Consider the following 14,552-nt stretch of genomic DNA (forward strand, 5'->3'; position numbering starts at 1 on the left):
CTCCCTTATTTCAGCAGGAATAGCGTGGAGATAAAGACCCCGGTGGCGATGGCCGAAACGATCAGGCCGCTGACGCCTGCGCCCATCGCCAGCGGCAGAATGACGGCATAGGGGTTTTCATGGCTGACTTCTTTCTGCGCGATTTTGGCGGTGGTCGGCAGGCACGAAACCCCTGCGATGCCGATGGCCGGGTTGTAGCGTCCTTTCGAGATAAGCCAGATAAACCAGCCGCCGAGCAGGGCGCCGATTGCCGATATAGCCAGCGCGCCAATACCGAGAACCAGAATGATGCCGACTTTCGGGTCGAGAATGGTTTGCGCTTCGCACAGCGTGCCGAGCAGGAGGCCGAGAAACAGCGTCGCGGTATAAGTCAGGGTGGTCTCAAGCAGCTTCTGGAACGGTTCGATCTCCGCTTCTTTAATCGCGATCCCGAGAAAGAAAGAGAGGATCAGCGGCGCGGCGACCGGCAGCAGCAGACACAGTAGCAGGCAGGCGCAGATGGTGAAGATAAACTTCGCTTTTTTGGATACGGTGGGATATTCGATATCCACTTCCATCCCGCGGTACTTTTTCGGTACCAGCAGACGCACCAGATACGGATAGCCGGCGTAGGTCAGGCTCAGATACAGGTAGGCGATAATGGCGATGGGGACAAACAGATTCGGCGCCAGAATCAAGGAGGCGAAGAGCACCATCGGACCATCCGCGCCGCCGATGGTCGCAATAGAAGCCGCTTCGTTAGCCGGGAGGCCAAATACTTCTATTCCCAGCAGCAGCGCGGCGAAGGTACCCGCTTCGGCGAACAGCGCAACGATGATGCTGGCCCAGGGGCGGAGCAGAATAAAGCTGATATCGCTCATCGCGCCGATGCCGAAGAAAACGATACAGGCGATCAGACCGTTACTGAAGGTCAGGTTATAAACCGGCTGCAGGAAGTTAATCTGCATGATGTTGACCAGCTCAACGGGGTCGCTGACCATCGGGTCGAGAATTAAGGTGCCGGTTTGCCCGCCGGCGAGAAACAGTACCCCGGCGTTAACGGCAATCATGCCTAAGCCCATCGGCACCATAATCAGCGGTTCGAGGGTGCGGCGAAAACCCATCCACGCCAGGATAAAACCCAGAATGATTAATAATATTCGCGCAATGGCTATTTTGGGATCTTCAATAAAAAAGGTACCAATACCCGAAAAGAGCTTAATAAAGATATCCATAAAATATATTCCTGATAACGCATAAACCAAGGCGTATTAGTCGTCGGTAATATTCAGCTTGTTCATTACTCTATTAACGCCAACAATTACTCCAACCACGGCAAACGAAATAAAAATCGTCATGGCATAAGTTAATAATGTATATAAATAGATACTCATATATCTTCCTCGTTAGGGACCTCTTGCAATTGATAGCAAAGAAAATACATCGCCAGGGTCAGCGCTAATAAATCTGCCGACCCGCCCGGACTGACCCATTTGTCCACGCACCATGCATTAAATTCGTTGAGCTCATGTTCTATGCCGGGGTGGCTCATTCCTCCCAGGTTGACCAGGCGCTGCGCGCGATGTTTCATTTCGTGCAGCGCAGGGGGGCCTGCGCGCGAAAGTACCGTCGTATCATCGCAGTGCGCCATTAGCGCGAGCAGCGTATGTACCAGTGCTTCACGCCAGCTAAATCTCAGCGAGAGCGCCTGGCGCAGGGTTGGGAGACCAATACGGCAGACCAGCGGAAAGCCCCGTTCTGCCTCGCCGCGAACGCCTGTGACGCCAAACGCCAGATACAGTTTTTCACCGTGGGTTCTCGGTGAACGATGAGCGAGCGCCGCAAAATCGTTGCGGCAGAGATCGAGGCAGAGCCCGGCGACGCACTGACTTAATGACTCGCTGGAAAGCGGCTGTCTCTGACCTTTCAGCCAGCCTGCGGCGGCTGCCAGAACGGCTCCGGCAAAGAGTATGCCGCGCTGAGTATTTATCTGGCGGGTGGATTGCAGCAGCCTGGATTCGTATTCAATACCGATAAGACGTATTTGGGGAAATAAATCTGCCAGCGCACCCTGATGATATTCACCGGCCTGCGCGCAAGCATAAAAACAGGGTGCTATGGCAGAACTACTGGTAATAAAAAGCCATATATCCATATCGTCATGCGCGCCCTGCGAGTGCGGCGTCACCAGGCCGGGTTTGGGCCAAGCGCAAACTTCCATTAATAGCGCTTTTAATAAGCACTCACCGATCCTTATCGCACTGGCGGTTGGTTGGCTCATGGCGGTTCTCTTTGAGGCGTGCATTTATGAAAAGTAAAACAAGAGAGAAAGTAACATCGCTCTTTTTAGAGAACAATTACGCTCGGGGTAACGTAATTACGCTTAACGTAACCAGATGAGGGAAATGGCGCGAGAAGAATGAGGTGGGTCACAGATTGTCATTCAGGCGGAAAAAAATGCGGCAAAAATGCCGCATTGCTCACTATCCGAGAAGCGCTTCTTTCACCTGCATCGCCAAATCAAATGAATGCAGGCGCGCCTGATGATCGAAGATTTGGCCGTTGACCATGATTTCATCGGCCTGGGTTTCCCGCAGGATCGATTCCAGCCCGTGGCGGATTTTGGTTTTATCGCCGACCAGCGACATGCTCAGCGCCTTTTGGACGCCATACTGCTCTGAAGCGGACCACAGTTGATGCATATTTTGCACCGGCGGCGGCAGCTGCCCGGTTTCGCCGCGGCGCAGTTTGACGAACGCCTGCTGCATAGAGGTAAACAGAAACTCCGCATCTCTGTCGCTGTCGGCGGCAATAATATTAATGCACACCATCGCGTACGGCTTCTCTAACCGTTCTGACGGCTGGAAGTGGGTGCGGTAGAGGTGCAGGGCCTGGAAAAGCATATCCGGGGCGAAGTGCGAGGCAAAGGCGAACGGCAGCCCAAGCTGCGCCGCCAGCTGGGCGCTGTACAAGCTTGAGCCGAGCAGCCAGACCGGGATCTTCTCGCCATAGCCGGGAACCGGGCGCACGTGCGGATTAGGATCGCGGGCGTCGAACCAGTCCACCAGCTCCGCGACGTCGCGCGGGAAGTTATCGACATCGCCGCTCATATGGCGACGCAGCGCGCGCATGGTTGGCTGATCGCTGCCCGGCGCGCGGCCAAGGCCGAGATCGATACGTCCTGGGTACAGCGTATTGAGCGTGCCGAACTGCTCGGCAATTACCAGCGGCGAATGATTCGGCAGCATCACGCCGCCGGAGCCAAGATGAAGAGTGGTGGTATTCGCGGCAAGGTAGCCAATCAGCACCGAAGTCGCGGCGCTGGCGATACCGACCATATTATGGTGCTCGGCCAGCCAGTAGCGGTGATAACCGCGCTTTTCCGCCAGCTGCGCCAGGTCTAAAGAGTGGGAGAAGGCTTCCTTTGCGGAAGAACCTTGCGGGATCGGCGCCAGATCGAGCACCGAGAACGAAACAGGTTTGTCAGTCATAAAGGCTCACTTTGCTACAGCATCGTCATCAGATTGAAGGTCTTCTTCCAGCCAGGCGTATCCGTGATACGCCTGCCAGAAAAGCTGCATCTTTAATAGTGCATTAAAAAGCAGCGATAGCCATTAACAAAGTGAGCGGTTAATCAGCTCTGCAATTCCAGTCCGGCCAGCCGTCGCCAGTAGCCGTTGCAGTCGCTGTTCGCCGTCAGCGGCAGCGGCGCAGCGCCGTTTTCATTGGCGCGGAAGGCCTCCAGCATCGCGAAGGTCTCGCTGCCAAGCGGCGACAGGCGAACCATATCCACCAGCCCGTTCATGGTGCTGAGCTCATTCCCGAGGTTGTAGACGTAGCCGCTCATGGTCTGAATGCCGTTGAGGACGAATACCTGCTGCTGCTCCTGGGAGAGCACGTCGCGCCCATTAGGGTATTTGATGCAGCAGGTTTCACATTCATCTTTAGGCCGGTCTTCCGAGCGCGCGGTAAAGCAGCGGGCGGAGTAGGCCAGCGGCAGGTGGCCATAGCTGAGCACCTCCACTTCAAACTGATGGCGGATGCCCAGGTCGTCACACTGGGTCAGCAAGTTCGCCAGCCAGTCACGGGAAAGCTCAACCGGCATACACCAGCGCACCATGCCTTGCTTGAGCAGCAGGCGCAGGGTGACGGCGTTGTAGCAGTTGAGCGCATGGCCGGCGACGAACGGCAGCTTACGTTCCGCGCACAGGTTGACGACCCCGAGATCGCTGGCTTCAATCAGAAACTCGCCGTTATCGACATAGCGTTTAAGTTCGCCCAGCTCAGAGGAGGCCTGCACTAGCGCGAGGGTAGAAAGCACCACCTGTTTACCGCTTCCCGCCAGCGCTTTTGCCATGTCGATCCAGTCGCCGACTTTGGTGGCGCGACGTTTGCTGCATACCGCTTCGCCGAGGTAAATCGTATCCGCGCTGCAGCTTGCCGCCTGCTGATAAAAATTTTCCAGCGTCTCTTTTGGCCAGTAATAAAGCACCGGCCCTAATGAATATTTCATTGCTGTTCTCACTGCCATTTACGGTGATAGGCGCCAAGGGTGGTTTGCGTCCCCTCGGACATGGAACCGAGGGTTTCCATCCACGCGGACTGCGGCACGAAGTTTTGCGGATCGGCTTTGCAGCGATCGATCGCCTGACGCCAGACTTTCGCCACTTGGGTAACGTAGGCCGGGCTGCGCTGGCGGCCCTCGATTTTCACCGAGGCAATATTTGCCGCCATCAACTCCGGCAGCAGCTCCAGGGTATTCAGGCTGGTGGGTTCTTCCAGCGCGTGATAGCGCTCGCCGTCGACCAGATAACGCCCTTTACAAAGAGTGGGATAACCGGCGTTTTCACCATCCCGGTAGCGGTCGATCAACACTTCGTTAAGGCGTGATTCCAGGCCCTGCGGCGTTTGTTGCCAGCGCACGAAGCGCGCCGGCGAACAGGCGCCGACGGTATTCGGCGATTCGCCGGTGAGGTAGGAGGAAAGGTAACAGCGTCCTTCCGCCATAATGCACAGGCTACCGAAGGCGAAAACCTCCAGCGGCACCGGCGTGACGCGCGCCAGCTGTTTGACCTGGTGAATCGACAGCACGCGCGGCAGCACCACGCGGGCGACGTCGAAATTGCGATGATAAAACTTCACCGCCTCTTCGTTGGTGGCCGAAGCCTGAACGGAAACGTGACGCTCAATATGCGGGTAACGCTCGGCGGCGTATTCCAGCATCGCGATATCGGCGAGGATCAGCGCATCGGCGCCCAGCTGCGCCGCCATGTCGACCGCGCGCTGCCAGCGGGCATAACCATCAGGATGAGCGAAGGTGTTAATGGCAATATGCAGTTTGCGACGATGCTGGTGCACAAAGCTGACGGCTTCCTGCAGTTTCTTTTCGGTGAAATTAAGGCCGGCAAAGTGGCGGGCGTTGGTGTCATCTTTCAGCCCGATATAGACGGCATCGGCGCCGTTTTCGATGGCCGCCTTAAGCGCCGGAAGGTTACCGGCTGGGCAGAGCAGCTCCATAATTTTTCCTGAAAAACGCGGCCCGTCAGGGACGCTGGATGGTTAATGAGCTGGGATTTTAGTTAACCTTCTGGTGACAATTTTTGATTTGAGGCAGTTAAAAGCGTATTGGCGGGATCAATACCAGCGGCCCGGCATCGTGATTTTGTTGATTTACGCCGCTATGTCGTTTATTTGATATGGCACAATAGATGAACTATTGCATTCATGGAGTAAAGCTTGTGTTGGATAAACTGCGTTCCAAACTGGTTCACTTTGGCCCGTCGATGATGAGCGTGCCGGTTAAGCTGGCGCCATTTGCCCTCAAGCGCCAGGTGCTGGAACAAGTATTAAGCTGGCAATTTCGCCAGGCGCTGGCGGATGGGGAACTGGATTTTCTCGAGGGGCGCTGGTTAAGTATTCATGTGCGTGACATCGGTCTGCTGTGGTATACCTCGGTGGTTGATGGGCGTCTGGTGGTCAGCCCTGCGGCCGAAGCGGACGTCAGCTTCAGCGCTGACGCCAGCGACCTGCTGATGATTGCGGCGCGTAAGCAGGATCCGGATACGCTGTTCTTCCAGCGTCGCCTGGTTATCGAAGGCGATACCGAGCTGGGACTGTATGTAAAAAACCTGATGGATGCCATTGAGCTGGAGCAGATGCCAAAGGCGCTGCGCATCATGCTGCTGCAGCTGGCGGACTTTGTTGAAGCTGGTCTGAAAGGCCCGCAGAAACCTGAACAGACATCGGTAGGTGAGGCATGCTGATTCGAGTAGAGATTGGGATTGATGCGCCGGGAATCGATGCTTTATTGCGTCGTACCTTCGGCGGCGACGCGGAAGCGCAGCTGGTGCACAGTCTACGTGAAGATGGTCTGATCACGCTGGGCGTGGTGGCGACGGATGACGAAGGCCAGGTCGTAGGCTACGTGGCTTTTAGCCCGGTCGCCGTCGAAGGCGAAGAGCTGCAGTGGGTCGGACTGGCTCCGCTGGCGGTCGATGAAAGCTACCGCGGCCAGGGCATCGGGCGTCAGCTGGTCTATGAAGGGCTCGATTCCCTGAACGAGTTTGGCTATGCCGCCGTCGTGACGCTTGGCGATCCGGCACTCTATGGCCGTCTGGGCTTTGAACCCGCGGCGCGTTTCGACCTGCGCTGCCGCTGGCCCGATAGCGCCGAGGCTTTCCAGGTTCATCGTCTGGCCGATGACGCGCTGAACGGCGTGAGCGGGCTGGTCGAATATAGCGACCACTTTAACCGCTTCTGAGGCTTTCCAGCAGAGCCTCAAATGATCCGTCCCCGGCAACGAGGCGCTCTTTCTGGCGCTTCGTTAGCTGCTTGATACGATATTCAAGACGCAACGCTAGTGAGCGTTCACCAACTTCTTTGCTAAAGGCCAGCTGAAGCTCTCCTTTGCCACGCAGCGCTTTCGCGCCCTTGCCGTCCTGGTGCTGGCAAAAGCGGCGTGCAACATCGGTGGTAATCCCGGTATAGAGGCGATTATCGGCGGTACGAATCAGATAGAGAAACCAGCACACGGTACAGAGATCGCTATGTTAAGGTGTGAGCACCATAACATACTGGAGAGTAAAGATGGATACGCTCGCTGCTATCAGCCGCTGGCTGGGCAAACAGCACGTCGTGACCTGGTGCGTCGCCCGCGATGACGAGCTGTGGTGTGCCAACGCCTTTTACGTCTATGACCCGCAGCAGGTCGCATTTTATCTGCTCAGCGATGAAAAAACGCGCCATGGCCAAATGACCGGGGAAGGCGCCAACGTAGCCGGGACGGTCAACGGCCAGCCGAAGACCGTCGCGCTGATCCGCGGCGTGCAGTTTAAAGGCAAAATTCGCCGCCTGGCCGGGGAAGAAGAGGCGGCGGTGCGTAAGCGCTACGTCAGCCGTTTTCCGGTGGCCCGCATGCTATCGGCGCCCGTCTGGGAGATTCGTCCCGATGAGATCAAGTTCACCGATAACACGCTGGGCTTTGGTAAAAAGCTGCACTGGCTGCGTGAATCAGGCGCCGAGCAGGCGTAAGGCCTCACGATTAAACGCCGGCAGGTCGTCCGGGGTTCGGCTGGTCACCAGCTGCTCGTTGTCGATAACCACTTCCTGGTCATAGAATTCGCCGCCGGCGTTTTTCACGTCGACAACGATAGGCTTCACGGCCGTCAGCTTACGCCCGCGAATCACATCGGCGCTAATCAACAGCTGCGGACCATGGCAGATGGCGAAGACCGGTTTGCCGCTGTTGACAAAGTCGCGGGTGAAGGTGACAAAGCGTTGGTCGCCGCGCAGCGAGTCCGGTGAATATCCGCCCGGCAGCAGCAGGGCGTCGAAGTCGGCAGGGCTGACGTCATCAATAGCTTTATCGATAACAACTTCGGCTTCCCCTTTTTTCCCTTTTACCTTCTTCCCCGCCTGTTTTTCAATCGTGACCACCTCGTGGCCGGCCAGACGGTAGGCGTCAGCCGGTGAGGTAAATTCTGAATCTTCAAAGTCGTCGGTAATTAATACGGCTATCTTCTTACTCATTCTTCCTCCAGTGTTTCGGTGTGGAATGAGGCATTTCCTTGATGATGATGGATAATTACCTCGTAGAGTATTAAGTCTGGAACATGAGGCTGGGATCGCAACATAGAAAAGTCTGCAAAGGAGTTTCGATGAGTCAGGTACTGTTAACGGGGGCGACCGGGTTAGTTGGTGGTCACTTACTACGAATGCTGCTTAACGCGCCGGCGATTAAATCCATTGCCGCGCCCACGCGTCGACCGCTGGCCGATATCGCCGGCGTGTTTAACCCGCACGATCCGCAGCTCACGGATGCTCTGGCGCAGGTGATCGATCCGATCGATATCGTTTTCTGCTGCCTGGGAACTACCCGCCGGGAGGCGGGGAGCAAAGAGGCGTTTGTGCATGCCGATTATACGCTGGTTATTGATACCGCGCTGGTGGGGAAAAGGCTGGGCGCGCAGCATATGCTGGTGGTCAGCGCGATGGGGGCGAACGCGCATTCGCCCTTTTTCTACAATCGGGTAAAAGGCGAGATGGAAGAGGCGCTGATTGCGCAGCAGTGGCCGCGGTTGACCATTGCTCGCCCGTCCATGCTGATAGGCGAACGCGAAAAGCAGCGGACCAGCGAGACCCTGTTTGCGCCGCTCTTCCGCCTCCTGCCGGGGAACCTGAAATCGATAGACGCGCGGGACGTGGCGAGCGCATTGCTCGCGGAGGCGCTATCGCCAACGCATGAAGGCGTACAGATTCTCTCGTCATCGCAGCTTCGTGAGAGAGCGGCGCGGTCAGGGGATTAATAATTTCCAAAATTTCCCTGAAAGCGTAGTATTCATGGCCTCAATTTAACATGACACTCCCTGGGGAATGCTATGGCTGGTCAGTCTTCATCTCAGGCGGCAGCACCGTTTCAATGGTGGAAGCCCGCGCTCTTTTTTCTCGTCGTTATCGTCGGCCTGTGGTTCGTCAAATGGCAGCCCTACTACGGCAAAGCTTTTACCGCCGCCGAGACGCACAGTATCGGTAAATCTATCCTCGCTAACGGTGACGCAAATCCTTTCGCTGCGGCCTGGGATTACGCGCTGGTCTATTTTCTGGCGGTATGGAAAGCAGCGGTATTAGGCGTGCTGCTGGGATCGCTTATTCAGGTGCTGATCCCACGTGACTGGCTGCTGCGCACGTTGGGCCAGTCGCGCTTTCGCGGCACGCTACTAGGGGCCGCGTTCTCTCTGCCGGGGATGATGTGTACCTGCTGCGCCGCGCCGGTGGCGGCGGGCATGCGTAAACAGCAGGTATCCATGGGCGGCGCGCTGGCATTCTGGCTGGGCAATCCGTTGCTCAACCCGGCGACGCTGGTGTTTATGGGCTTCGTGCTGGGCTGGCAGTTCGCGCTAATTCGCCTGCTGGCCGGACTGGCGACCGTACTGGTGGTCGCCACGCTGGTGCAGAAATGGGTGAAAGAAGCGGCGACGCAGCCCGCAGATGTGCCGGAATTGTCTGCGGAAACCGCGCAGGGCGCCTTCTTCAGCCGCTGGCTGCGCGCGCTGTGGACGCTGTTCTGGAATACCATCCCGGTTTATATTCTGGCGGTTCTGGTGCTGGGCGCCGCGCGCGTGTGGCTATTCCCTCACGCTGATGGCGTGGTGGATAATACGCTGTTCTGGGTGATTGCCATGGCGATTGCCGGCTGCCTGTTTGTCATACCGACGGCGGCGGAGATCCCAATTGTGCAGACCATGATGCTGGCTGGAATGGGCGTGGCGCCCGCGCTGGCGCTGCTGATTACGCTGCCTGCTGTTAGCGTACCGTCACTGATTATGCTGCGTAAAGCGTTCCCGGCGAAGGCGCTGTGGCTGACCGGCGGGCTGGTGGCGCTGTGCGGTGCGGTGGTTGGGGGCGTCGCTTTACTCTGATGATCTTACCGGAGGCGGCGTTGCGCGCCTGTCCGGGCTACCGGCCCACAGCCAACGGTGAACCCGTAGCCCGGCTTAGCGTAGCGCAGGCCGGGAGGCAGAACGCTTACTTGATATAGGTAAAGGCGGTGGTGACGCGAGACACGCCGCTCACCCGGCTGGCGATATCCGCCGCCGCGCGACCTTCACGGTCGGTAACCAGCCCCATCAGGAACACTTCACCGTTTTCGGTTGTCACCTTCACGTTAGAGGATTTCACCTGGTCGGTACCCAGCAGTTGGGAGCGGACTTTGGTGGTGATCCAGGTATCCGAAGACGCGGTGCCTAAGCCGATCGGCTGGCCCTGACGCACTTCGTTAAACACCTCCGTTGTCCCTTCTACGCCCATAGCGATTTGCTTCGCGCGCGCGGAGAGATCGGACGTTGGGGACTGCCCGGTCAGCAGGACTTTGCCCTGATAGGCGGTCACGTTGATGCGAGCCTGTTTCTTGATTTGTTCATCTTTCGACAGCGCGCTGTTGACGCGCAGCTCCAGCGTGCTGTCGTCCACCTGAGTACCTACCGTACGCGGGTCCGTCGCGGCTTTAGTGCCGACAGCTGCCGTTCCGACTACCGCGGCAGCAACGCATCCCTGAAGCAGTAGCGCAGACAGCAGAATGGCGAGGGGCGAGAGAGCCTTCATGTGTTCTCCTTAATCGTCCTGGTGTGGAAAAAGCGTGTTATCGATCAAATCGCACAGACAGTTGACGGTGAGCATGTGCATTTCCTGAATTCGCGCGCTGCGATGCGAGGGAATGCGGATTTCGACGTCCTGCTGCCCTAACAGGCCAGCCAGTTCACCGCCGTCATAACCGGTTAACGCCACGATAGTCATATCGCGGGTGACCGCCGCTTCCACGGCTTTCACGATGTCCCGGCTGTTGCCGCGCGTAGAAATAGCCAGCAGCACGTCGCCGGCGTGTCCCAACGCACGCACCTGCTTAGCATAGATTTCGTCATGCAGGCGATCGTTGGCAATTGCGGTTAAGACCACATTATCGGTATTTAGTGCAATGGCGGGTAAACCAGGACGCTCTGTTTCAAAACGGTTAATCATACTGGCAGCAAAATGCTGTGCGTTGGCGGCGGAAGTGCCATTACCACAACAGAGGATTTTGTTGCCGTTCAGCAGCGACTGAACGAGCGTCATCGCCGCACGGGAGATGGCGTCCGGGAGTGCTTCCGCTGCTGCAATTTGGGTTTGAATGCTTTCGGTGAAGCAGGCTTTGATTCTGTCGAGCACGGGATCCCTTAATTCGTTTACGCTATTCGCCAAAGGCGTTTTTTAGCCACTGGATGTCGTTTCCGGTGAAGGCTACCACATCGAAACGGCAATCCACAGTCTCAAAGCTCCCATTCTGTCGGCAGAGCCACAGACGCGCGGCTTTGAGCAGTCGTTGTTGCTTTTGCGGCGTGACGCTGGAGGCGGCATCGCCGTAGTTTGCGCTGCGACGATAGCGTACTTCGATAAAGACGGTGATGCTGCCGTCGCGCATGATGAGGTCTATCTCGCCGCCGCGCTCGCGGACGTTGGCGGCGATAAAACGCAGATCCTGGCTCTCCAGCCAGCGGCGCGCCTGGATTTCCCAGGCGTCGCCGGTCTGTTTACTTAGTTGGCCGCGACGATTTGCCCACCCTGGTATTTGAGCCATGACAGTTTCCTGTTGATCACGCAATCCTGCGTGGCCGTGAGATCGCCAGTATTGCCGTTCAGTTCAAAGCCGGGAACCTGGCGCATCTGCGAGAAATGGTTGGCCAGCGACCAAGCGTCGGCGCCCATGGCGTACAGACGCGCCAGCGAGTAATCGTTACGAACGGCGGCCAGCGCCTGCTGCTGCAGGGCCGGGTTACTTCCTGCCAGCATCGGGATCTCGCTATATTGCAGGCCTTCCATTTCCAGGCGGAAGTCCGGGCCGGAAGTCCCCTGGGCGCTGCGAGAGCTGGCGTACAGCGTCACGCCGCTCTGGCTGCCGTTACGCAGGGCGATCATCGGCTTGATGTAGGCGATTTGTTCCGGCGTGGCCAGAATATACGCGGCGTCGACGCCGCCAGTGCTGCTGACCGGCATATCGCTCGGGCTGCCCAGGGCGCTGTCCTGCCCTGACGGTAGGGTTGAGACCGGCGTACCGCTTAGCGAAATACCGCTGTTGACGCTGCCGCGCAGCTCGGCGGTGGAGCCCAGACGCTGTTGCAGCACCGTACCGCCCCCCAGCTTCAGCCACTCGTTGGCGAAGGCGGTAACGACCCGATCGCCCAGGGCGCCGCGCGGCACCAGCAGCAGCGGAGTCTGTTTGCCTTGATCGTGAATGTGATGCGCCGCGTCACGGGCTTCATCTTCCGGCGAGAGGGCGAAATAGCAGATATTGGCTCGGCTTTCGACTTTCTCCGGCTGATTGAGCGCCAGCACGTTCAGCGAGGTATTACTCTTGATGACATCTTCGACGTTATCTTTCAGCAGCGGACCGACAACGATGGTCGCGCCGTCCTGCTGCACCTGGGCCAGCAGCTGGCTCATTGGCTGAGTGGTCGTATCGTAGATTTTCAGTTCTGCCGAAGGGTTGGCTGGCGTTGCGGCGACGGCCTGAGCCTGCGGCGCTTCCGTCGGTTGGCTGGTAGCCTCCGGCGTCGGGGCTTGTACTGCAGCTGGCGCGGTGACCGGCGCCGCGGGTTGCGCCTGGTCGGCCGCTGGCGCCTGTACCGGGGTCTGGGCGTTATTGGTCGTCGTCAGATCGGTAACCTCCGCCTGCGATGGGCTGATCACCGTGCTTTCGGCAACATTCGCCGCCTGGGCGACCTGGGCGGGAACCGCGCTTCCTGCAACGGCAGGCGCGCCGTTCTTCGCCGCTTCAAAGCCCTGCTGGATGGTGCGGCCAAAAATCGCCGCCTGGCCGTTTAGCGGCAGCAGCAGGGCGATTTTATTGGTCGATGCGGCCTGGTAGTTCTGCATATTCACTAACTGCGTCGGGAGCATCTTCGCCCCCGGGTTTTGCGGATAGCGGGTCTGCCAGTCTTTCACACCCGCCTTGAGCATCGTCGGGTCGTTGCGGTTATCAAACCACATGCGCTGCAGGTCCAGCCAGCCCTGCAGGACGTTCTCGTCGGCGTTAATGACCAGCGCGTTGGCCTGATCTTTGGTCATGGCGGTGAGCGCTTTCCAGGTCGCGTCGATGTTTTTCTGCTTTTGCGCAGGCAGGCTTAACAGCGACTGCTGGGCAATCAGGGCCCGCAGCAGGTTCAGCGAGGGTTGACCCTGGCTGGCGTCAATTTGCGCCTGCCAGTAGCGGGGCTGCTGATTCTGCTCAAGGCTTGCCGGGTCGAGCTTGCTGAGCAGCGTCTGCGCGCCCTGGAAATCGTTCTGCGCCAGCTTCACTTCAACCGCCAGCAGCGATCTTTCGCGGCTTTGCGCGGCGTTGAGATTAGATGGCAGCTGATTGAATAGATCAATCGCCTGCGGTTTCTTACCTTCCTTCAGCAGTGCACGAATGGCAAGTAATTGCCAGTTGGTCTTGCTATCATTCGCGCTTTGCTGCATCTGTTGCAGATAGTAACTGGAGTCAGCCTGGGCCGTACCCTGCAAATATGCCGTGCTTTGGTCCGGGGTATGGGTGCCGCAGCCAGCAAAGATCAGAGCGGCCAGCAGTACGGGCAGACAACGCACGGGTTTAGAACGAAGAAATGTTGACGGTACCATATGTATCCAGTGATATTTTTTTGGCTCAATGCTCAATATTAATTCGGCAATACGGACGAGACAATGAAACAACACGAATCAGCAGATAATTCTCAGGGACAGCTCTTTATTGTACCCACTCCGATAGGGAATCTGTCTGATATCACGCAGCGCGCGCTGGAAGTGCTGCAAGCCGTTGATTTAGTTGCGGCGGAAGATACCCGTCATACCGGTTTGCTGCTGCAGCATTTTGCGATCAACGCCCGATTATTCGCGCTTCATGACCACAATGAGCAGCAAAAGGCGGAAACGCTGGTCGCGAAGCTTAAAGCGGGGCAAAACATCGCGCTGGTTTCCGACGCCGGAACGCCGCTGATTAATGATCCCGGCTATCATCTGGTGCGCACCTGCCGCGAGGCCAATATCCGCGTGGTGCCGCTGCCCGGACCCTGTGCGGCGATTGCGGCGCTAAGCGCAGCCGGCCTGCCTTCGGATCGTTTCTGCTATGAAGGCTTTTTGCCCGCCAAATCCAAAGGGCGTCGCGATACGCTGAAGGCGCTGGAAGAAGAACCGCGGACGATTATTTTTTATGAATCCACCCACCGCCTGCTGGAAAGCCTGGAAGATATTTGTATCGTGCTGGGCGAGTCCCGCTACGTGGTGCTGGCGCGCGAGCTGACCAAAACCTGGGAATCGATTCACGGGGCGCCAATTGGCGAGCTGCTGGCATGGGTGAAAGAGGACGAAAATCGCCGTAAAGGCGAGATGGTGCTGATCGTAGAAGGTTTTAAAGCGCAGGAAGAGGCGCTGCCGGCGGTAGCGCTGCGTACCCTGGCCCTGCTGCAGGCCGAGCTGCCGCTAAAAAAAGCGGCCGCTCTGGCCGCGGAAATCCACGGCGTGAAGAAAAACGCCCTGTATAAGTATGCCCTGGAGCAGCAGGGGTAAGC

17 protein-coding genes are annotated in these 14,552 nt (G+C 57.7%); 6 read left to right on the plus strand and 11 right to left on the minus strand.

Features of this window, described 5'->3' with window-relative positions:
* Positions 1-5: 5 nt before the first annotated feature.
* The 5 genes from madB to ubiU all read right to left on the minus strand — a co-directional run bounded on the left by madB (position 6) and on the right by ubiU (position 5,496).
* Positions 6-1,214 carry a Na+-transporting malonate decarboxylase, carboxybiotin decarboxylase subunit gene (gene madB / locus EGY08_RS18185; protein ID WP_004125613.1) on the minus strand — a complete coding sequence of 403 codons (1,209 nt, stop codon included), beginning with the start codon at positions 1,212-1,214 and terminating at the stop codon, positions 6-8.
* Between the two features lie 155 nt (positions 1,215-1,369).
* A complete protein-coding gene (locus tag EGY08_RS18190) occupies positions 1,370-2,260 on the minus strand; it encodes a triphosphoribosyl-dephospho-CoA synthase (RefSeq protein ID WP_004125607.1) in 891 nt (296 codons plus the stop codon).
* Positions 2,261-2,462: 202 nt separating this feature from the next.
* Positions 2,463-3,470 carry a luciferase-like monooxygenase gene (locus EGY08_RS18195; RefSeq protein ID WP_004125603.1) on the minus strand — a complete coding sequence of 336 codons (1,008 nt, stop codon included), beginning with the start codon at positions 3,468-3,470 and terminating at the stop codon, positions 2,463-2,465.
* Positions 3,471-3,613: 143 nt separating this feature from the next.
* Positions 3,614-4,492, minus strand: coding sequence for a U32 family peptidase (locus tag EGY08_RS18200; protein WP_004125600.1), 879 nt, complete (start codon positions 4,490-4,492; stop codon positions 3,614-3,616).
* Between the two features lie 8 nt (positions 4,493-4,500).
* Positions 4,501-5,496: a ubiquinone anaerobic biosynthesis protein UbiU gene (gene ubiU, locus EGY08_RS18205; RefSeq protein ID WP_004125598.1), complete on the minus strand. Its 996-nt coding sequence runs from the start codon at positions 5,494-5,496 to the stop codon at positions 4,501-4,503.
* Between the two features lie 221 nt (positions 5,497-5,717).
* Here ubiU and ubiT point away from each other — a divergent pair, with 221 nt between their 5' ends.
* Together ubiT and EGY08_RS18215 are read left to right on the plus strand one after the other, a co-directional pair.
* Positions 5,718-6,242, plus strand: a complete 525-nt coding sequence (gene ubiT / locus EGY08_RS18210) for a ubiquinone anaerobic biosynthesis accessory factor UbiT (protein WP_004125595.1) — start codon at positions 5,718-5,720, stop codon at positions 6,240-6,242.
* Positions 6,236-6,739 carry a GNAT family N-acetyltransferase gene (locus EGY08_RS18215; RefSeq protein WP_004125592.1) on the plus strand — a complete coding sequence of 168 codons (504 nt, stop codon included), beginning with the start codon at positions 6,236-6,238 and terminating at the stop codon, positions 6,737-6,739. The genes ubiT and EGY08_RS18215 overlap by 7 nt, the downstream gene beginning before the upstream one ends.
* Here EGY08_RS18215 and EGY08_RS18220 read toward each other — a convergent pair.
* Entirely contained in the window at positions 6,726-7,010 is a 285-nt protein-coding gene (locus EGY08_RS18220) for a GIY-YIG nuclease family protein (RefSeq protein WP_004125589.1), read from the minus strand. The genes EGY08_RS18215 and EGY08_RS18220 overlap by 14 nt on opposite strands.
* Positions 7,011-7,065: 55 nt before the next feature.
* Between EGY08_RS18220 and EGY08_RS18225 the strand changes: the two genes are divergently transcribed.
* Positions 7,066-7,509, plus strand: coding sequence for a YhbP family protein (locus tag EGY08_RS18225; protein ID WP_049114897.1), 444 nt, complete (start codon positions 7,066-7,068; stop codon positions 7,507-7,509).
* Here EGY08_RS18225 and EGY08_RS18230 read toward each other — a convergent pair.
* Positions 7,489-8,007, minus strand: coding sequence for a type 1 glutamine amidotransferase domain-containing protein (locus EGY08_RS18230; protein WP_004125585.1), 519 nt, complete (start codon positions 8,005-8,007; stop codon positions 7,489-7,491). The two genes, EGY08_RS18225 and EGY08_RS18230, sit on opposite strands and share 21 nt — an antisense overlap.
* 128 nt (positions 8,008-8,135) lie before the next feature.
* Between EGY08_RS18230 and EGY08_RS18235 the strand changes: the two genes are divergently transcribed.
* Positions 8,136-8,783 carry an NAD(P)H-binding protein gene (locus EGY08_RS18235; RefSeq protein WP_004125583.1) on the plus strand — a complete coding sequence of 216 codons (648 nt, stop codon included), beginning with the start codon at positions 8,136-8,138 and terminating at the stop codon, positions 8,781-8,783.
* A gap of 72 nt (positions 8,784-8,855) precedes the next feature.
* Complete coding sequence (locus tag EGY08_RS18240) at positions 8,856-9,896, plus strand: permease (protein WP_004125581.1); 1,041 nt, start codon at positions 8,856-8,858, stop codon at positions 9,894-9,896.
* 106 nt (positions 9,897-10,002) lie between these two features.
* Here the strand turns inward: EGY08_RS18240 and dolP are convergent, their stop codons facing one another.
* The 4 genes from dolP to EGY08_RS18260 are packed head-to-tail and all read right to left on the minus strand — an operon-like array spanning position 10,003 to position 13,626.
* Positions 10,003-10,578 (minus strand): division/outer membrane stress-associated lipid-binding lipoprotein, encoded by a 576-nt coding sequence (gene dolP, locus EGY08_RS18245; protein WP_004125578.1) that lies wholly within the window; start codon positions 10,576-10,578, stop codon positions 10,003-10,005.
* Positions 10,579-10,587: 9 nt separating this feature from the next.
* Positions 10,588-11,178 carry a DnaA initiator-associating protein DiaA gene (gene diaA / locus EGY08_RS18250; protein WP_002918211.1) on the minus strand — a complete coding sequence of 197 codons (591 nt, stop codon included), beginning with the start codon at positions 11,176-11,178 and terminating at the stop codon, positions 10,588-10,590.
* 22 nt (positions 11,179-11,200) lie between these two features.
* Entirely contained in the window at positions 11,201-11,587 is a 387-nt protein-coding gene (locus EGY08_RS18255) for a YraN family protein (protein WP_123828726.1), read from the minus strand.
* Positions 11,545-13,626 (minus strand): penicillin-binding protein activator, encoded by a 2,082-nt coding sequence (locus tag EGY08_RS18260; protein ID WP_004125572.1) that lies wholly within the window; start codon positions 13,624-13,626, stop codon positions 11,545-11,547. The genes EGY08_RS18255 and EGY08_RS18260 overlap by 43 nt, the downstream gene beginning before the upstream one ends.
* 63 nt (positions 13,627-13,689) lie before the next feature.
* Between EGY08_RS18260 and rsmI the strand changes: the two genes are divergently transcribed.
* Positions 13,690-14,550 carry a 16S rRNA (cytidine(1402)-2'-O)-methyltransferase gene (rsmI, locus tag EGY08_RS18265; RefSeq protein ID WP_123828727.1) on the plus strand — a complete coding sequence of 287 codons (861 nt, stop codon included), beginning with the start codon at positions 13,690-13,692 and terminating at the stop codon, positions 14,548-14,550.
* Positions 14,551-14,552 lie beyond the last annotated feature (2 nt).

It is taken from the genome of Klebsiella sp. FDAARGOS_511 (genome assembly GCF_003812845.1).
GTDB classification, from domain to species: Bacteria; Pseudomonadota; Gammaproteobacteria; order Enterobacterales; family Enterobacteriaceae; genus Klebsiella; species Klebsiella grimontii.